The organism is Pseudomonas thivervalensis (assembly GCF_001269655.1).
In the GTDB taxonomy this organism is placed as follows: domain Bacteria; phylum Pseudomonadota; class Gammaproteobacteria; order Pseudomonadales; family Pseudomonadaceae; genus Aquipseudomonas; species Aquipseudomonas thivervalensis.
This window is the reverse complement of the sequence record NZ_LHVE01000013.1, coordinates 218,607-236,041: the sequence shown is the minus strand read 5'-3', so window position 1 is coordinate 236,041 and position 17,435 is coordinate 218,607. Positions and strand designations below refer to the sequence as shown.

Genomic DNA, 17,435 nt, shown 5'->3' with positions numbered 1-17,435 from the left:
CCCTTGCCGAGGGCCCGCTATCCTAAGGGTGCACATCACCATTTGGGAGCGACACCATGGGTTCCACCTTCAACGGCCTGGTCGGCCTGATTATCCTGGCGCTCGATATCTGGGCGATCATCAATGTCCTCAAGAGCGGCGCGGAAACCGGGATGAAAATCCTCTGGGTGCTGCTGATCCTGCTGCTGCCGGTCCTGGGCCTGATCATCTGGGCGATTGCCGGGCCGCGTGGCAACGTGCGGATCTGACCGCTCCAATGAAAATGCCCGATCGCCTTGAGCGACCGGGCATTTTTTTGTGCCTGGATAATCAGGCCGTGGCCAGGGACGTTTTTTGCGAGGCACTCAAGAAGCGCAGCAAGGCCAACAGCGGGAAGGCGCTGCCGACGATCACCACCCACAACCAGCCGCCATGCTCGTACACCGCACTGGCAATCGATGAGCCGAAGGCGCCACCGACGAAGATGCTGGTCATGTACAGCGCATTCAGCCGGCTGCGGCTCTTGGCATCGAGGGCATAAATGGTGCGCTGGCCCAGGACCATGTTCATCTGCACACAGAAATCCAGGACCACGCCAGTCACCGCCAGGCCGATCACGCTGTAAAGCGGATGGATGAACGCCGGCAGGAAACTCAGGCTCGCGAACAGTATCGCCAGCAGCGAGGCGTTGCGGGTATGGCCGGCATCCGCCAGGCGACCGGCGATGGGCGCGGCGATGGCACCGATGGCACCGACCAGGGCGAACAGGGCGATTTCAGTCTGGGACAGGCCATGGTTGCGGGACAGTTCCAGGGGAACGGCGGTCCAGAACAGGCTGAATGTGGCGAACATGCAGGCTTGGTAAAAAGCCCGTTGCCGCAACAGCGGTTGTTGGCGCAGCAGGGTGCCGAGCGAACCCAGCAGTTGGCCATAGGAGGCACTATGGTCGGGCTGACGCTTGGGCACGGTCAGCGCCAGGACGATGCTGATCGCGGCCATCAACGCGGCGGCGATGATGAACATGGCGCGCCAGCCGAAGTGATCGGCCACGACGCTGGAGACCGGCCGCGCCAGCAGGATCCCCAGCAGCAGGCCGCCCATGATCCCGCCGACGACCCGCCCTCGCGACTCCTCTGGCGCCAGGTGTGCGGCCAGTGGAATCAGGACTTGAACCGACACCGAGCTGAACCCCACCAGCAGCGAGACCAGCAGGAACACATTCGGCTGGTCAGTGAACGCCGCCCCCAACAGGCTGGCAATCGCCAGCAGCGTGGTGAGGATCATCAGCCGACGATTTTCCAGCAAGTCCCCCAGCGGCACCAGGAAAAACAGGCCCAGGGCATAACCGATCTGGGTCAGCGAAACGATCAGGCTGGCCATGGTGCTGCTCAGGCCGACGTCGGGTGCGATCAGTTCGATGATGGGTTGGGCGTAGTAGATGTTGGCGACAATGGCGCCGCAGCAGAAGGCGAAGAGCAGGACCATGCCGCGGGTCAGGGTGCCGCCGGGCGTGGTGGGGGGATGCGCACTCATGGCAATCTCGTCGATCAATTGAAAGGATGGCGTGAGGCTAAAGACTTACAGGACGCTGGAACAGGGCTTGTGGCTGATATCAGTCATGCCTGCGGTTGATGATGGTTGCTGCGATGAGAGCCTTTTGTGGCGAGGGAGCTTGCTCCCGCTGGGCTGCGTAGCGGCCCCATTCTGACGGTCGCTGTGCAACCGAGCGGGAGCAAGCTCCCTCGCCACAAAGGCTTGCTTGCAATCCTGGCTGGATCAGTGCCTCACTGCCCGCTATAGATCTGGTCGAAAACCCCACCATCATTGAAGTGAGTCTTCTGCACCGTGCGCCAGTCACCAAAGGTTTTTTCCACCGACAGGAAGTCCACTTTCGGGAAGCGGTCGGTGTATTTGGCCAGTACCGCCGGGTCCCGTGGGCGCAGGTAGTTGGCGGCGGCGATTTCCTGGCCTTCGGGCGACCACAGGTATTTGAGGTACGCCTCGGCGGCTTCGCGGGAGCCTTTCTTCTCGACGACTTTGTCGACCACGCTGACCGGTGGCTCGGCCTCGGCGGAAACGCTCGGGTAGATCACCTCGAACTGCTCGCGGCCGAACTCGCGGGCGATCATTTCCGCTTCGTTTTCAAAAGTCACCAGCACGTCGCCGATCTGGTTGGTCATGAAGGTAGTCGTCGCGGCGCGACCGCCGGTGTCCAGCACCGGCGCCTGCTTGAACAGTTTGCCGACGAAGGCCTTGGCCTTGTTCTCGTCACCGCCGTTCTTGAGCACATAGCCCCAGGCCGACAGGTAGGTGTAGCGACCGTTGCCGGAGGTTTTCGGGTTGGGCACGATCACCTGCACGCCGTCCTTGAGCAAGTCGGGCCAGTCTTTCAGGGCTTTCGGATTACCTTTGCGCACGATGAATACGGTGGCCGAGGTGAACGGCGCGCTGTTGTTCGGCAGGCGGGTGACCCAGTTCTCGGGTACCAGTTTGCCATTATCGGCCAAGGCGTTGATGTCGGTGGCCATGTTCATGGTGATGACATCCGCTGGCAGCCCGTCGATCACCGAGCGCGCCTGCTTGCTGGAGCCACCGAAAGACATCTGCACAGTGATGTTTTCGTTGTGCTCGGCCTGCCAGTGTTTCTGGAAGGCCGCGTTGTAGTCCTTGTAGAAATCACGCATCACGTCGTAGGAAACGTTGAGCAGGGTCGGGGCGGCATGGGCCAGGCTGCCGAAGGTCAGTCCGGCTGCGAGAAGGGAGGCGCCAAAGAAGTTCTTCACTGCGAATTCCTTTTTATAGGGGAGGCGGGCAAGTAGCCAGCACACTAATGGCAAGTTTATAGGTCATCAAGCATTAAAAAATGCTTTGCTTATTCCAATTTCTTGAACAATGCGTTGCCGCAACGGGAGCAGAACGCGGCGCCGTGTTCGTGGTTGTTTTTGCTGCACACCGGGCAATCGTGCTGGAGCTGGTCGCCGCGCATGGCCGTGGCCAGTTCGGCCGTGAAAATGCCCGTCGGCACGGCGATGATCGAGTAACCGGTGATCATCACCAGGGATGACACCACTTGGCCCAGGGGGGTCTTGGGCACGATGTCGCCGAAGCCTACGGTGGTCAATGTCACGATAGCCCAATAGATGCCCTTGGGAATGCTGGTGAAACCGTGCTCGGGACCTTCGATGACATACATCAGCGTGCCGAAGACGGTCACCAGGGTCGAGACGCTGACCAGGAACACGATGATTTTCTGCTTGCTCCCGCGCAGCGCCGCCATCAGGTAGTTGGCTTGCTTGAGGTAGGGGCTGAGCTTGAGCACGCGGAAAATCCGCAGCATGCGGATGATCCGAATGATCAGCAGGTATTGGGCATCGCTGTAGTACAGCGCCAGGATCCCCGGCACGATCGCCAGCAGATCCACCAGGCCATAGAAGCTGAAGGCATAGCGCAGCGGCTTGGGCGAGCAGTACAGGCGCAGGCCGTATTCGACGATGAAGATGAAGGTGAAGCCCCACTCGATACCGGCCAGCAGGGCCGCGTAGTTTTTGTGCACGCTGTCGATGCTGTCGAGCATCACGATCACCAGGCTGGCGAGGATGATCAACAGCAAGGTGCTGTCGAAGCGCCGGCCGGCCACGGTGTCGGTCTGGAAAATGATCACATAGAGGCGTTCACGCCAGTTGTTGCTGCTGTCCATACGCTTCGCCTGAACCAGAATCAGCGAAGCCTAGGGTGATTGCCCCGCAGAGCGCAAGGCGCGCTGTCGAGACTGGCCTGGTGCCACGCCCGGCCGCTGGCCTGGATCAGCCAGCAGGCGAGGATGAACGGAGCCGTCAGCGGCGGCAGGTCAAGGGCGATAAACCCTGGGGTAAGCATGATTGCCAGGAGGATGCCCGTCAGCGACAGCCATGGGCGCCGTTGTTGACTGAGGGCCAGCGCCACCAACACCGGGTTGTAGCCGCCCAGCCCGGAAAGGGCGGTTGCGTTTTCATGTTGCGACAAGGCGAAGGCCAGGCCGGCGGCGGAAGCGAACAATGCCCAAGCCGCGGCGCGACGGTTGGCCAGCAGCAAGCCCAGCGCAATCAGCGCACCGGCCGCCGGGTGGCCGAGAAACATGACTTGGCCCAGTCCGCTCAAATGAGCGGCGAGCAGGTTGGCTATCGTCATCTCCATCGAGGCGGGTGGTGAGGGCGGCAGGGTGAAACTCATCAGCAGCCAAGCCAACCCGACGAAGGGCGCGGTGTAGGCGGGCAGACAGCGAGGGCCGCGGGTTCGCTTGAGCCATTGCTGGGTCAGCATCGCGCTGAGGCCACCTGCGGCAATGATCAATGGCGGTAACAGCACCGACCAGGGCAACACAAGGCTCAGCAGCAAGCCCAGCAGGATACCGTTGTAGCTGAACAACCCGGCTTGGCGGTCGGCCTTGGCGTAACCGCGTCGCTGGGCTGTCAGCAACCCGGCCACCCCGCCCAGCAACGCGCCGCCGAACAGGGCGGGCGCCGTGAGCAGAATCGCCAGCAGGCACAGCAGGCCGCACAGCGGATGGCGCTGGAGAAAGACTTGGCTGAAGCCGTTGAGCAGGGCGGTGGCCCAGTCGGGGCAGTGGGGGTTGGTGGAATGGTTGGGCATGATGGGTCAGAGGTAAGAGAACTGTGGCGAGGGAGCTTGCTCCCGCTGGGTCGCGCAGCGGCCCCTCTTTTTGCGGTTGCTACGCAACCGAGCGGGAGCAAGCTCCCTCGCCACAGAAAAACTCAGATCAGGGTCTCTATACGCAGCGAATTGGTCGACCCCGGCTGCCCGAACGGCACGCCCGCCGTAATCACCAGGGTATCGCCACGCTGGGCCATGCCTTGGGCCTGGGCGATTTCCAGGGCGGTGGAACAGACCTCATCCACCTGCTTCAAGCGGTCATTGACCACCGAGTGCACGCCCCAGGCCACCGTCAGGCGGCGGGCGGCCTGCAGGTTCGGCGTGAGGTTGAGGATCGGCACCGTCGGCCGTTCCCGTGCCGCGCGCAGGCTGGAACTGCCCGATTCGCTGTAATTCACCAGCACGGCCACCGGCAGGATGCTGCTGATGCGCCGGATCGCGCAGCTGATGGCGTCCGACACCGTGGCCTCGGCTTTCGGCCGGCTGACGTCCAGCTGTGCCTGGTAGTCGGGGCCGTTTTCCACCTGGCGGATGATCTTGCTCATCATCTGCACGGCTTCGAGGGGGTAGTCGCCGGACGCGGTTTCCGCCGAGAGCATGACCGCATCGGCCCCCTCCGCCACGGCGTTGGCGACGTCAGTGACTTCGGCACGGGTGGGCGCCGGGGAAAAGCGCATCGACTCGAGCATCTGGGTCGCCACCACCACCGGTTTGCCGAGGGCACGGCAGGTGCCGATGATGTTTTTCTGGATCTGCGGCACGCTTTCGGCTGGGACTTCGACCCCCAGGTCACCGCGGGCGACCATGATCGCGTCGCTCAATTCGGCGATTTCCCGCAGTTGGGTCACCGCCGACGGCTTTTCGATCTTCGCCATCAGGAATGCCTTATTGCCGATCAGCGCACGCGCCTCGCGGATGTCCTCGGGACGCTGCACAAACGACAGCGCCACCCAGTCCACGCCCAGCTCCAGGCCGAAACTCAAGTCGCGCCGGTCCTTGGCGGTCAACGGGCTCAGGTCGAGCACGGCCTGGGGCACGTTCACGCCTTTGCGGTCCGACAGCTCGCCGCCGTTGAGCACTTCGGTGTCGATGGCGTCGCTGTGCCTGGCGGTCACGCGCAGGCGCAACTTGCCGTCGTCCAGCAGCAGGTCCATGCCGGGCTCCAGGGCCGCGATGATTTCCGGGTGGGGCAGGTTGACCCGGCGTTGATCACCGGGCGTCGGGTCCAGGTCCAGGCGCAGGGCCTGGCCGCGTTGCAGCAGGACCTTGCCATCGGCGAACCGGCCGACCCGCAGCTTCGGGCCTTGCAGGTCCATCAGGATGCCCAGCGGGTAATTGAGCTGCTGCTCGACCTCACGAATCCACTGGTAGCGCTGGGCGTGGTCGGCATGGTCGCCGTGGCTGAAGTTCAGGCGGAAGATGTTCACCCCGGCCTGTACCAGCTCACGGATGTCATCGATGCCGCGGGTGGCGGGGCCGAGGGTCGCGAGGATCTTGACCTTTTTATCAGGCGTCATGTTTGGGGTTCTCGAGGATCAGGATGGCGCGGAAGTCGTTGACGTTGGTGCGGGTCGGTTCGGTGACGATCAGCGCGTCCAGGGCGGCGAAGTAGCCATAGCCGTTGTTGTTATCCAACTCGTCACTGGCGCACAGGCCCAGCTCGGCGGCACGGCGATAGCTGTCCGGGGTCATGAGGGCGCCGGCGTTGTCTTCGGAACCGTCGATGCCGTCCGTGTCACCGGCCAAGGCGTAGATGCCGGGATGGCCCTTGAGGCTGTCGGTCAGGCTCAGCAGGAATTCGGCATTGCGCCCGCCACGGCCATCGCCGCGCACGGTGACGGTGGTTTCGCCGCCGGAAAGAATCACGCACGGCGCCGCCAATGGCTGGCCGTGCAGGGCGATTTGCCGGGCGATGCCGGCATGGACTTTCGCCACCTCCCGGGATTCGCCTTCCAGGTCGCCGAGGATCAATGGGCTGAAACCGGCCTGCCGGGCCTTCACCGCCGCGGCCTCCAATGACTGCTGGGGGCGGGCGATCAATTGGAAGTGGCTGCGGGCCAGGCTCGGGTCACCGGGCTTGACGGTTTCCGATGCCGGGCTTTGCAGCCAGTTGCGCACCGAGGCCGGCACCTCGATGTGGTAGCGCTGGAGAATCGCCAGGGCTTCGGCCGAGGTGCTGGGGTCGGCCACGGTGGGGCCGGAGGCGATGACCGTGGCGAGATCGCCGGGTACATCGGAAATCGCGTAGGTGTAAACCGTCGCTGGCCAGCAGGCCTTGCCCAGGCGACCGCCCTTGATCGCCGAGAGGTGCTTGCGCACGCAATTCATCTCGCCGATGGTCGCGCCGGACTTGAGCAAGGCTTTGTTGATCGATTGCTTGTCGGCCAGGGTGATGCCTTCGGCCGGCAAGGCGAGCAGGGCCGAACCGCCGCCGGACAGCAGGAAGATCACCCGGTCGTCTTCGCTGAGATTGCTCACCAGCGCCAGCACCCGCTGGGCCACGGCCAGGCCAGCGGCGTCAGGCACCGGGTGGGCGGCTTCCACCACCTCGATTTTCTGGCAGGGCGCACCATGGCCATAGCGGGTCACCACCAGGCCGGACACTTCGCCCTGCCAGCAGCGCTCGATCACTTGCGCCATGGCCGCCGCGGCCTTGCCGGCCCCGATGACAATCACCCGGCCGCTGCGGTCGCTGGGCAGGTAGCGTTCAAGGACATGGTGCGGATGGGCCGCGTCGATGGCTGTGGCAAACAGCTCGCGCAGCAGTTGTTGCGGATCGACCGACATGGCGGGCTCCCGGGATTTTTGTTATTTGAAGGGCAACGCAGACCCCTGTGGGAGCGGGCTTGCTCGCGAAGGCGGTGTGTCAGTCAATACTTCATTGACAGGAAGATCGCCTTCGCGAGCAAGCCCGCTCCCACAAGGGGTGTGGTGTGTCAGTTGTCGCGGATGGAGAAATTGGCCATGTGCTCCAGCCCCTTGATCAGCGCCGAGTGATCCCAGTGGCTGCCACCAATGGCCGCGCAGGTGCTGAACACTTGTTGGGCGTTGGCGGTGTTGGGCAGGTTGATGTTCAGCTCCCGGGCGCCTTGCAGGGCCAGGTTCAGGTCCTTCTGGTGCAGGCTGATGCGGAAGCCCGGGTCGAAGGTGCCCTTGATCATGCGCTCGCCGTGCACTTCGAGGATCTTCGACGAAGCGAAACCGCCCATCAGCGCTTCACGGACCTTGGCCGGGTCGGCACCGTTTTTCGAGGCGAACAACAGCGCTTCGGCCACCGCCTGGATGTTCAGGGCGACGATGATCTGGTTCGCCACTTTCGCGGTCTGGCCGTCACCGTTGCCGCCCACCAGGGTGATGTTCTTGCCCATGGCCTGGAACAGCGGCAGGGCGCGTTCGAAGGCGGCGCTGTCGCCACCGACCATGATGCTCAGGGTCGCGGCCTTGGCACCGACTTCACCACCGGAGACCGGGGCATCGAGGTACTGTGCGCCTTTTTCATTGATCTTCGCCGCGAACGCCTTGGTGGCGGTGGGGGAGATCGAACTCATGTCGATCACCACCTTGCCTGCGCCCACGCCCGCCGCCACGCCGTCGGCGCGAAACAGCACGTCGTCGACCTGCGGCGTGTCCGGGACCATGACGATGATGAACTCGGCTTCCTGGGCCACTTCCTTCGGGTTGGCCAACGCCACTGCACCACCGGCCACAAGGTCGGCCGGGGCCGGGTCGTGGTGCTGGGACAGGAACAGGCTGTGACCGGCCTTTTGCAGGTTCAGTGCCATGGGGTGGCCCATGATGCCGGTGCCGATGAATCCGATTTTAGCCATGGGAAAGTCCTCTCTTATTTAAATATCCCGGGTTTCTGTGGCGAGGGAGCTTGCTCCCGCTGGGCCGCGAAGGGGCCCCAGAAATCCATGTCGGGTGAAAAATCATGCGTCTGCTTCGCAGCCGAGCGGGAGCAAGCTCCCTCGCCACAAAAGCCCGCGCCAGTCAGATCGCGTTATGGGTTTTCAGCCAGCCCAGGCCCGCTTCGGTGGTGGTCAGTGGCTTGTATTCGCAACCGATCCAACCCTGGTAGCCGATGCGGTCCAGATGTTCGAACAGGAAGCGGTAGTTGATTTCGCCCGTGCCTGGCTCGTTGCGGCCCGGGTTGTCCGCCAGTTGCACGTGGTTGATCTCGCCCAGGTGCGCCGACAGGGTCCGGGCCAGGTCACCTTCCATGATCTGCATGTGGTAGATGTCGTACTGCAGGAACAGGTTGGCGCTGCCCACCTGCTCGCGGATCGACAAGGCCTGGGCGGTGTTGTTCAGGTAGAAGCCGGGAATATCGCGGGTGTTGATGGCTTCCATCACCAGCTTGATGCCTTTGGCCTGCAGCTTCTCGGCGGCGTATTTCAGGTTGGCGACGAAGGTTTTTTCCACCAGGGTTTCACTGCAGTTCTGCGGGCGAATCCCCGACAGGCAGTTGACCTGCGTGTTGCCCAGCACCTGGGCGTAGGCGATTGCCAGGTCGACACCAGCACGGAACTCCTCGACCCGGTCCGGCAGGCAGGCAATGCCGCGCTCGCCTTTGGCCCAGTCGCCGGCGGGCAGGTTGAACAGCACTTGGGTCAGGCCGTTGGCGTCGAGCAAGGCCTTGAGTTCGGCGGAGCTGTAGTCATAGGGGAACAGGTATTCGACGCCACTGAAACCGGCCTTGGCGGCGGCTTCGAAACGGGCGAGGAAATCCTGCTCGGTGAACAGCATGGACAGGTTGGCGGCGAAACGCGGCATGGTGGTCTCCTGCTACAAATTAAATGGCGTCCTGACCCGTAGGAGCTGTCGAGCGAAGCGAGGCTGCGATCTTTCTATCGACACTTGAGATTTAAGCGAAAGATCAAAAGATCGCAGCCTTCGGCAGCTCCTACAGGTAAAGCAACCGTCAGCTCAGTCGAGCAACGAAATGGCGGTCGGTGCATCGTTGCCTACAAGCGCCAGGTCTTCAAACTCATTGACGGCGTTGATCTCGGTGCCCATGGAGATGTTGGTGACCCGCTCCAGGATGATCTCGACGATCACCGGCACCTTGAACTCCTCGATCATCGCCTGGGCCTGGCGCAGCGCCGGTTGGATACCGGCCGGTTCGAACACCCGCAGCGCCTTGCACCCCAGGCCTTCGGCCACGGCAACGTGGTCCACGCCATAACCGTTGAGTTCCGGGGCGTTGAGGTTGTCGAACGACAGTTGCACGCAGTAATCCATGTCAAAGCCGCGCTGGGCCTGGCGAATCAAGCCCAGGTAGGAGTTGTTCACCACAACGTGGATGTACGGCAATTTGAACTGTGCACCCACCGCCAGCTCTTCGATCATGAACTGGAAATCATAGTCGCCCGACAGCGCCACGACCTTGCGGCTCGGATCGGCCTTGACCACTCCCAGCGCGGCCGGAATGGTCCAGCCCAAGGGCCCGGCCTGGCCGCAGTTGATCCAGTGGCGGGGCTTGTAGACATGAAGGAACTGCGCGCCGGCGATCTGCGACAGGCCGATAGTGCTGACGTAGCAGGTGTCCTTGCCGAATACCTGGTTCATCTCTTCGTACACACGTTGTGGCTTGACCGGCACGTTGTCGAAATGAGTCTTGCGCTGCAGGCTGGCCTTGCGTTGCTGGCAATCCTGCAACCAAGCGCTGCGATTCTTCAGCTTGCCGGCGGCTTGCCATTCGCGGGCCACTTCGATGAACACCGTCAGGGCCGCGGCGGCGTCGGAAACGATGCCCAGGTCGGGGGTGAAGACGCGGCCGATCTGGGTCGGCTCGATGTCCACGTGAATGAACGTGCGACCTTCGGTATAGACGTCCACCGAACCGGTGTGACGGTTGGCCCAGCGGTTGCCGACGCCCAGCACCACGTCCGACTTGAGCAAGGTGGCGTTGCCGTAGCGGTGGGAGGTTTGCAGGCCGACCATGCCGACCATCTGCGGGTGATCGTCGGGGATGGTGCCCCAGCCCATCAAGGTCGGGATGACCGGGATGCCGGTCAGCTCGGCGAACTCCACCAGCAGGTCGCTGGCATCGGCGTTGATGATGCCGCCACCGGCCACCAGCAAGGGGCGCTCGGCTTGATTGAGCATCGCCAGGGCTTTCTCGATCTGCACGCGGTTGGCCGCGGGTTTGGCCAGGGGCAGCGGTTGGTAGGCGTCGATGTCGAACTCGATCTCGGCCATCTGCACGTCGAACGGCAGGTCGATCAGCACCGGTCCCGGGCGGCCGGAGCGCATCTCGAAGAACGCCTTCTGGAAGGCATACGGCACCTGGCCCGGCTCCAGCACGGTGGTCGCCCACTTGGTCACGGGTTTGACGATGCTGGTGATATCCACAGCCTGGAAATCTTCCTTGTGCAGACGGGCACGAGGGGCTTGCCCGGTGATGCACAGAATCGGGATCGAATCGGCCGAAGCGCTGTAGAGCCCGGTCACCATGTCGGTGCCGGCCGGCCCCGAGGTGCCGATGCACACGCCGATGTTGCCGGCCTTGGTCCGGGTGTAGCCCTCGGCCATGTGCGAGGCGCCTTCAACGTGGCGAGCGAGGACATGATCGATGCCACCCACCTTCTGCAGGGCGGAGTACAGCGGGTTGATCGCAGCACCCGGGATGCCGAAGGCGGTGTCCACGCCTTCACGGCGCATCACCAGAACGGCGGCTTCGATTGCTCTCATTTTGCTCATGGTTTTGTGCCTCTTACGTTTTGTAATTGTATACAAGTGGCTGTGCTTGGAGTGTATTCATGGTGAACTGTGCAGGTCAATCCCTTTCCTCAAGCACCTGTTTCATTCGTCGGAAGACCCGATTTTGCTGCAGCCTTTCGTCGATGAAGATGATTTTCGAAAATTATTGTATACAAAAACATTAAGGGTTGTGTTCTATTTGTTGGGTTCGGTTTTGCTGAAAGTGAAGCCCCAAGGCTCTCCCATAACAAAAGAAGGACAGCACCCATGAGCGTTCTAACCTTGAAAGTCGCCATCAACCTGGCTGGGCAAGCCCTTGCCGCAGGTCGTGAAATCAGCGCCGCACCCTTGACCGTCGCGGTCCTGGACAGCGGCGGACACCTGATTGCCTTGCAGCGCGAAGACGGCGCCAGCCTGCTCCGCCCGCAGATCGCCATCGGCAAGGCCTGGGGCGCCATCGCCCTGGGCAAAGGCTCGCGCCTGCTCGCCCAGGACGCCCAGCAACGTCCGGCGTTCTTTGCCGCGTTGAATGGGTTGGGCCAAGGCAACGTCGTACCGGCCCCAGGTGGGGTGTTGATCAGGGATCAGGCGGGAAAGGTGTTGGGAGCGATTGGGGTGAGTGGGGATGTTTCGGATGTGGATGAGCAGGTGGCGGTGAGGGCGGTGGAGGCGGTGCAGTTGAGGGCGGATGTGGGGACTGCTGTTTGATTTGCATTGATTGACTGTCAGCTATCGCGAGCAGGCTCGCTCCCACGAGAGGGCCGCGGTGGGCACACATTCTGCAAACACCGCAAATCCACACTGTGGGAGCGAGCCTGCTCGCGATAGCGGCAACTCGGTCCCGAGCCTAGCTAGCGATCCACCTCACACCCCTTCAAAACCAACCGGATAATCGTCTGCGCCGCCGCTTCGTAATCCGCTTCATCCAGCTTCGCCTTGCCGGTCACGGCGCTGATCTGCCAGTCGAAATCGGCATAGGTCTGGGTGGCGGCCCAGATGCTGAACATCAAGTGGTTAGGGTCGATGGGGGCGATCTGGCCGCGGTCGATCCAGGTCTGGATGCAGTCGATGTTATGTCGGGCCTGGGCGTTGAGTTGTTCCACCAGGTCGGGGCTCAGGTGGGGGGCACCGTGCATGATTTCGCTGGCGAAGACTTTCGAGGCGAAGGGCAGGTCGCGGGAGATGCGGATCTTGGAGCGGATGTAGTGGCTCAGTACTTCACCGGGTACGCCGTCGGCATTGAACGGTGTCGAAGCCTGGAGAATCGGCTCGATGATGCTTTCCAGTACCTCGCGGTAGAGGTTTTCCTTGGATTTGAAGTAATAGTAGACGTTGGGTTTGGGCAGGCCTGCCTTGGCCGCGATGTCACTGGTCTTGGTCGCGGCGAAGCCCTTGTCGGCAAATTCTTCGCTGGCGGCACGCAGGATCAATTCTTTGTTGCGCTCGCGGATTGTGCTCATAAACCCAGGGGTTCCTTGCCTGTTCTGGCGGTGGCGCATGGTAGCACCGGCCTCGCGCGGCGCTCAAGAATGCCCCCAAGGCGCCGCGGCTCGCGGTATGCTGCGCAGCATTATTATTCAAGGAGCCCGTCCATGGCTGGAAGCAGTTTGCTGGTACTGATCGACGATATCGCCACTGTTCTCGACGATGTCGCATTGATGACGAAGATGGCCGCCAAGAAAACCGCCGGCGTGCTCGGTGATGATCTGGCGCTCAATGCCCAGCAAGTGTCAGGCGTGCGTGCCGAGCGGGAGCTGCCGGTGGTGTGGGCGGTGGCCAAGGGATCGTTCATCAACAAATTGATCCTGGTGCCGTCGGCGCTGGCAATCAGTGCCTTCGTCCCTTGGCTGGTGACGCCGTTATTGATGGTTGGCGGCGCCTACCTGTGTTTCGAAGGGTTTGAAAAACTCGCCCACAAGTTCCTTCACAGCAAGGCCGAGGACCAGGCCGAACACGCGCAACTGGTCGAGGCGGTGGCGGATCCGGCGGTCGATCTGGTGGCCTTTGAAAAGGACAAGATCAAGGGCGCGGTACGCACCGACTTCATCCTCTCGGCGGAAATCATCGCCATCACCCTCGGCACTGTCGCCGATGCGCCGCTGACCCAGCAGGTGATCGTGCTGTCGGGCATCGCCATTGTCATGACCGTTGGGGTTTATGGTTTGGTGGCGGGTATCGTCAAGCTCGATGACCTGGGACTCTGGTTGACCCAGAAACCGGGACAGGCCGCCAAAAGCATCGGCGGCGCCATCCTGCGCGCAGCGCCCTACATGATGAAAAGCCTGTCGGTGATCGGCACGGCAGCGATGTTCCTGGTGGGCGGTGGCATCCTCACTCATGGCGTGCCGGCAGTGCATCACTGGATCGAGGGCGTGACGGCCAGTGCCGGTGGCGCCGGGTTCATCGTGCCGATGTTGCTCAACGCGGTGGCGGGGATTGTCGCTGGGGCGGCGGTGTTGGCGGGTGTGATGGTGGTGGGCAAGGTCTGGAAGGCGCTGAAAGGCTGAGCCTGCTAACGCATTACAACTGTGGGAGCGAGCCTGCTCGCGATAGCGGTGTGTCAGACGACTATTCGTAAACTGACACGACGCCTTCGCGAGCAGGCTCGCTCCCACAGTGTTTTTTTGGGGCGCCGAACGTTACTCGGCGATCTGCAACTTGCGCGACTCGGTGTACACGTAGCGCACCTTCTCATACTCGAATGGCGAGTTCAGTTGTCCATAGCGGAAGCTGGTCTGGTAGCGCTTGTCCACGCCGCGCAGGAGCAGGAGTTCCGGGTGGTTGGAGCTGACTTCGGAGACGTTCAGGAAGTTGATCGCCGATTCAGCGGTGTAGTCCACCAGCAGGCCTGAAGTGTCGCGCAGGTTCGAAGGACCGAAGATCGGCAGCACGAAATACGCGCCGCCCGGTACGCCGTAGAAGCCCAGGGTCTGGCCGAAGTCTTCGCTCTGGCGCGGCAGGCCCATGGCGGTGGCTGGGTCCCACAGGCCGGCGATGCCGACGGTGGTGTTGAGCAACAGCCGCGCCGTGGTCTCCATCGAACGCTTGCCCTTGAATTGCAGCAGGCTGTTCATCAGGTTCGGCACGTCCCCCAGATTGTTGAAGAAGTTGCTGACCCCAGTGCGCACGAAGCCGGGGGTGATGTAGCGGTAGCCATCGACGACGGGCAGGAACACCCATTGGTCGAAGCGGTAGTTGAAGTGATAGACCCGGCGGTTCCACGACTCCAGCGGGTCATAGACGTTGAGGGCGTTGAGGGTCGAGCGCTCGAACTCGCGCTGGTCCAGCCCAGGGTTGAACTTGAGCTTGGTCAGCGGTTCCTTGAAACCGTCCGAATCCACCACCACAGGCGCATTGGCTTTGCTGTTGTCGGCCTGGACCATGCCCGCACTGATTAACGCAGCGATAAGCAGCAGATATTTAGCCACGGAAAAACTCCAGCATGGCGTCGCTGTTGACGCGGTAGTTAAGGTTGCCGCAGTGGCCGCCCAGCGGATAAACCGTCAGGCGATCGCCAAAGGTCTTGCGCAGGAAGCCCAGGTCGCCCGGGCCGAGAATGACGTCGTCGGCATTGTGCATGACGGCAATCTTCGGGCTGTCGTGCAGGTAGTCCTTCAGCGCATACAGGCTGACCTGGTCGACCAGTTGCAACAGGCTGCCGCCGTCGGTGCGCGCCCGCCACATCGGGATCACTTGTTCGGTGAGGTAACAATCGAAATCGCATTGCAGCGCGCGCTTGAGGAACGGCGTCAGGCTGGTGCTTTCGGTAATCGGGAACTTGGGCGGGATGATCAGGCCGCGGCGGTTGATCAGGTCCGAAGTGAACGCGATGTCGGCCGCCGAGAAGCGGAACGAGGTGCCGATCAGCATCGCCATCTGTTCGTTGCTCAGATGCTGCTTGGACTGCTGGAAGTCATAGAGCAGGGCATCGTTGAGGTCGATGTAGCCTTTTTGCTGGAAGTAGCGGGTCAGTTTGTTCAACACCAGTTCATAGAAAGTCGTGGTGCTGTTGATGCCCTTGACCTCGGTCTGGACCAGTTTGTCCAGGTTGGTGATCGAGGTGTAGAGGTTCACCGGCGGGTTCAGCAGCAGCACCTTCTTGAAATTGAAGCTGCGCCGGGTTTCGTCCAGGTGGGCGACGAAGGCCGCGTCCAGGGCGCCGAGGCTGTAGCCGGTCAGGTAGTACTCGGTGACGGGGACTTTCGGGTTCTGGGCGCGTACCGCCTGCATCACCCGGTACATGTCTTCGGCGTCTTCCTTGGTGATGCCCGGGGTGGCAAAACGCGAGGCCGCACTCATGAAGTCGAAGCTGGTGGGCGATGACAGCTGCACCACGTGGTAGCCGGCCTTGTAGTAGAGGCGCTTGAGGTATTCGTTGAGGGTGCTGTCGTAGCGCGCACCGGTGCCGGCGATCAGGAAGATCAATGGCGCGGGCTTGTCCTGGGTGGCCATACGGTAGGTGAGGCTTTTTACCGGCCAGAAGTTGTCCGGCAGGATGAACTCGCGTTCCGGGCGCAGGGTCAGGCTGTGGTCCGCCTGGTTGATGTCTTCGATCAGCGGCAGCTCCGGACGCAGGTCCGGCGGCGTGGTGGCGATGGTCGCCTCGAACGGGTTGGTCAAGGGGTAGCCATAGCTGGCGGCGTCAATATCTGCCGCCAGCGCGGACGCACTCAGGATAAGGCCGCCGAGGAGGGCAGCGAAGCGCAAGGAACGGAGCATGACTGGATCCCTTAGAGGAAGGTGCCGAATGAGGTTCGCAGGCTATGACCACCGAAGCGGAGCCAAGTGCCATGACGGGCACAAAACAGGCACGGACGGGGCGCGATAGTAGCGGGACGATACACGGTCGTGTGCGGTGACGGCTAGTTATCTGGCGTTTGCTGGATTTGACCGCAAATTTCACCTGCGGCGGTGGGGGTGGAAATACTTGGACTAGGGAGCTGGCGTTCTGATGTCGTTTCTCGTTGCCTCGACGTCGCAGGCAGAGCAGGTTCCGGAACGGCACAGGTTGATGATCAACGAGTCAGTACTCCACTGGCGTTCAGACCGGTTTGAGGGCGAGCGTGATGGGGGCGCTGAGCATCATAACTATACGTTGACGCCGCCCGGCATCCGTCGGGCGCAGCACTTTCGGGGAAGTAACGATGAAGATGCGACGACTCTTGGGCGCAGGTGCCGCACTGGTACTGGCCATCAGTTCCACCTTGGCCAGCGCCGAAACCAAAACCCTGAGCATCGGTTACGTTGACGGCTGGTCCGACAGCGTCGCGACCACCCACGTGGCCGCCGAAGTGATCAAGCAGAAACTCGGTTATGACGTGAAGCTGCAAGCGGTCGCGACCGGGATCATGTGGCAAGGCGTGGCCACCGGTAAACTCGACGCGATGCTCTCGGCCTGGCTGCCGGTGACTCACGGCGACTATTGGACCAAGAACAAGGACAACGTGGTCGATTACGGCCCCAACTTCAAGGATGCCAAGATCGGCCTGATCGTGCCGGAGTACGTCAAGGCCAAGTCGCTCGAGGATCTCAAGACCGACGACTCCTTCAAGAAGCGCATCGTCGGCATCGACGCCGGTTCAGGCGTGATGCTCAAGACCGAACAGGCAATCAAGGATTACGACCTGACCGGTTATCAACTCAAGGCCAGTTCCGGCGCCGGCATGATCGCCGAGCTGACCCGTGCCGAAAAGAAAAACGAATCCATTGCCGTCACCGGTTGGGTGCCGCACTGGATGTTCGCCAAGTGGAAACTGCGCTTCCTGGAAGACCCGAAAGGCGTCTACGGCGCGGCTGAGACTGTGAATAGCATTGGCAGCAAGGAGCTGGGCGCCAAGGCGCCAGAAGTGGCCGAGTTCCTGAAGAAGTTCCAGTGGGCTTCGAAAGACGAAATCGGCGAAGTCATGCTGGCGATCCAGGAGGGTGCCAAGCCTGACGCCGCTGCCAAGGACTGGGTCGCCAAGCACCCGGACCGCGTGAAGGAGTGGACCGGCAAGTAATCGGCCTGGTCTGACTGTACCGAAAACCGCATGACGTTGTGTCATGCGGTTTTTTTGTGCCCGCGATTCCTGGCCCCAACGCAGATCCCCTTGTGGGAGCGAGCC

At 62.1% G+C, this 17,435-nt stretch carries 16 protein-coding genes; 4 read left to right on the top strand and 12 right to left on the bottom strand.

Annotated elements, in window-relative coordinates; all coding sequences use genetic code 11:
* Positions 1–56: 56 nt before the first annotated feature.
* Positions 57–248, top strand: coding sequence for a PLDc N-terminal domain-containing protein (locus tag AD659_RS18975; RefSeq protein ID WP_003204476.1), 192 nt, complete (start codon positions 57–59; stop codon positions 246–248).
* A 61-nt stretch (positions 249–309) separates the two neighbouring features.
* Here the strand turns inward: AD659_RS18975 and AD659_RS18970 are convergent, their stop codons facing one another.
* The 9 genes from AD659_RS18970 to gcl all read right to left on the bottom strand — a co-directional run bounded on the left by AD659_RS18970 (position 310) and on the right by gcl (position 11,331).
* Positions 310–1,512 carry an MFS transporter gene (locus tag AD659_RS18970; protein WP_053124003.1) on the bottom strand — a complete coding sequence of 401 codons (1,203 nt, stop codon included), beginning with the start codon at positions 1,510–1,512 and terminating at the stop codon, positions 310–312.
* Positions 1,513–1,763: 251 nt separating this feature from the next.
* A complete protein-coding gene (locus tag AD659_RS18965) occupies positions 1,764–2,762 on the bottom strand; it encodes a sulfate ABC transporter substrate-binding protein (RefSeq protein ID WP_053124001.1) in 999 nt (332 codons plus the stop codon).
* 89 nt (positions 2,763–2,851) lie between these two features.
* The gene (locus AD659_RS18960) at positions 2,852–3,676 is read right to left on the bottom strand and encodes an ion transporter (RefSeq protein ID WP_053123999.1); all 825 of its coding nucleotides are present in this window, start codon (positions 3,674–3,676) and stop codon (positions 2,852–2,854) included.
* Positions 3,677–3,696: 20 nt separating this feature from the next.
* Entirely contained in the window at positions 3,697–4,608 is a 912-nt protein-coding gene (locus AD659_RS18955) for an urea transporter (RefSeq protein WP_053123996.1), read from the bottom strand.
* Positions 4,609–4,730: 122 nt separating this feature from the next.
* Positions 4,731–6,146, bottom strand: coding sequence for a pyruvate kinase (gene pyk / locus AD659_RS18950; protein ID WP_053123994.1), 1,416 nt, complete (start codon positions 6,144–6,146; stop codon positions 4,731–4,733).
* A complete protein-coding gene (locus tag AD659_RS18945; RefSeq protein ID WP_053123992.1) occupies positions 6,136–7,416 on the bottom strand; it encodes a glycerate kinase type-2 family protein in 1,281 nt (426 codons plus the stop codon). Before AD659_RS18945 ends, pyk begins: the two co-directional genes overlap by 11 nt.
* Positions 7,417–7,565: 149 nt before the next feature.
* Positions 7,566–8,456 carry a 2-hydroxy-3-oxopropionate reductase gene (locus tag AD659_RS18940; RefSeq protein WP_053123990.1) on the bottom strand — a complete coding sequence of 297 codons (891 nt, stop codon included), beginning with the start codon at positions 8,454–8,456 and terminating at the stop codon, positions 7,566–7,568.
* A 163-nt stretch (positions 8,457–8,619) separates the two neighbouring features.
* The gene (gene hyi / locus AD659_RS18935) at positions 8,620–9,402 is read right to left on the bottom strand and encodes a hydroxypyruvate isomerase (RefSeq protein ID WP_053123988.1); all 783 of its coding nucleotides are present in this window, start codon (positions 9,400–9,402) and stop codon (positions 8,620–8,622) included.
* Between the two features lie 153 nt (positions 9,403–9,555).
* Positions 9,556–11,331 (bottom strand): glyoxylate carboligase, encoded by a 1,776-nt coding sequence (gene gcl, locus AD659_RS18930; protein ID WP_053123986.1) that lies wholly within the window; start codon positions 11,329–11,331, stop codon positions 9,556–9,558.
* A 267-nt stretch (positions 11,332–11,598) separates the two neighbouring features.
* Between gcl and AD659_RS18925 the strand changes: the two genes are divergently transcribed.
* Entirely contained in the window at positions 11,599–12,039 is a 441-nt protein-coding gene (locus AD659_RS18925) for a GlcG/HbpS family heme-binding protein (protein ID WP_053123984.1), read from the top strand.
* A 143-nt stretch (positions 12,040–12,182) separates the two neighbouring features.
* Here the strand turns inward: AD659_RS18925 and AD659_RS18920 are convergent, their stop codons facing one another.
* Positions 12,183–12,791: a TetR/AcrR family transcriptional regulator gene (locus AD659_RS18920; protein WP_046065644.1), complete on the bottom strand. Its 609-nt coding sequence runs from the start codon at positions 12,789–12,791 to the stop codon at positions 12,183–12,185.
* A 132-nt stretch (positions 12,792–12,923) separates the two neighbouring features.
* Between AD659_RS18920 and AD659_RS18915 the strand changes: the two genes are divergently transcribed.
* Positions 12,924–13,838 (top strand): DUF808 domain-containing protein, encoded by a 915-nt coding sequence (locus tag AD659_RS18915; RefSeq protein WP_053123981.1) that lies wholly within the window; start codon positions 12,924–12,926, stop codon positions 13,836–13,838.
* A gap of 132 nt (positions 13,839–13,970) precedes the next feature.
* On the opposite strand, the gene AD659_RS18910 is transcribed toward AD659_RS18915, so the two are convergent.
* Both AD659_RS18910 and AD659_RS18905 read right to left on the bottom strand, forming a co-directional pair.
* Entirely contained in the window at positions 13,971–14,759 is a 789-nt protein-coding gene (locus AD659_RS18910) for an MlaA family lipoprotein (RefSeq protein ID WP_053123979.1), read from the bottom strand.
* Positions 14,752–16,050, bottom strand: coding sequence for a serine/threonine protein kinase (locus AD659_RS18905; protein ID WP_053123977.1), 1,299 nt, complete (start codon positions 16,048–16,050; stop codon positions 14,752–14,754). Before AD659_RS18905 ends, AD659_RS18910 begins: the two co-directional genes overlap by 8 nt.
* A gap of 425 nt (positions 16,051–16,475) precedes the next feature.
* Between AD659_RS18905 and AD659_RS18900 the strand changes: the two genes are divergently transcribed.
* Positions 16,476–17,330 carry a glycine betaine ABC transporter substrate-binding protein gene (locus AD659_RS18900; protein WP_053123975.1) on the top strand — a complete coding sequence of 285 codons (855 nt, stop codon included), beginning with the start codon at positions 16,476–16,478 and terminating at the stop codon, positions 17,328–17,330.
* Positions 17,331–17,435 lie beyond the last annotated feature (105 nt).

Excerpts from the sequence above, each read along its gene's own strand:
- AD659_RS18940 (WP_053123990.1), bottom strand. The coding sequence starts at position 8,456 with ATGGCTAAAATCGGATTCATCGGCACCGGCATCATGGGCCACCCCATG.
- AD659_RS18920 (WP_046065644.1), bottom strand. The coding sequence starts at position 12,791 with ATGAGCACAATCCGCGAGCGCAACAAAGAATTGATCCTGCGTGCCGCC.
- AD659_RS18900 (WP_053123975.1), top strand. The coding sequence starts at position 16,476 with ATGAAGATGCGACGACTCTTGGGCGCAGGTGCCGCACTGGTACTGGCC.
- AD659_RS18925 (WP_053123984.1), top strand. The coding sequence starts at position 11,599 with ATGAGCGTTCTAACCTTGAAAGTCGCCATCAACCTGGCTGGGCAAGCC.
- AD659_RS18945 (WP_053123992.1), bottom strand. The coding sequence starts at position 7,416 with ATGTCGGTCGATCCGCAACAACTGCTGCGCGAGCTGTTTGCCACAGCC.
- AD659_RS18955 (WP_053123996.1), bottom strand. The coding sequence starts at position 4,608 with ATGCCCAACCATTCCACCAACCCCCACTGCCCCGACTGGGCCACCGCC.
- AD659_RS18905 (WP_053123977.1), bottom strand. The coding sequence starts at position 16,050 with ATGCTCCGTTCCTTGCGCTTCGCTGCCCTCCTCGGCGGCCTTATCCTG.
- gcl (WP_053123986.1), bottom strand. The coding sequence starts at position 11,331 with ATGAGCAAAATGAGAGCAATCGAAGCCGCCGTTCTGGTGATGCGCCGT.
- AD659_RS18960 (WP_053123999.1), bottom strand. The coding sequence starts at position 3,676 with ATGGACAGCAGCAACAACTGGCGTGAACGCCTCTATGTGATCATTTTC.
- AD659_RS18915 (WP_053123981.1), top strand. The coding sequence starts at position 12,924 with ATGGCTGGAAGCAGTTTGCTGGTACTGATCGACGATATCGCCACTGTT.
- AD659_RS18975 (WP_003204476.1), top strand. The coding sequence starts at position 57 with ATGGGTTCCACCTTCAACGGCCTGGTCGGCCTGATTATCCTGGCGCTC.
- pyk (WP_053123994.1), bottom strand. The coding sequence starts at position 6,146 with ATGACGCCTGATAAAAAGGTCAAGATCCTCGCGACCCTCGGCCCCGCC.
- hyi (WP_053123988.1), bottom strand. The coding sequence starts at position 9,402 with ATGCCGCGTTTCGCCGCCAACCTGTCCATGCTGTTCACCGAGCAGGAT.
- AD659_RS18970 (WP_053124003.1), bottom strand. The coding sequence starts at position 1,512 with ATGAGTGCGCATCCCCCCACCACGCCCGGCGGCACCCTGACCCGCGGC.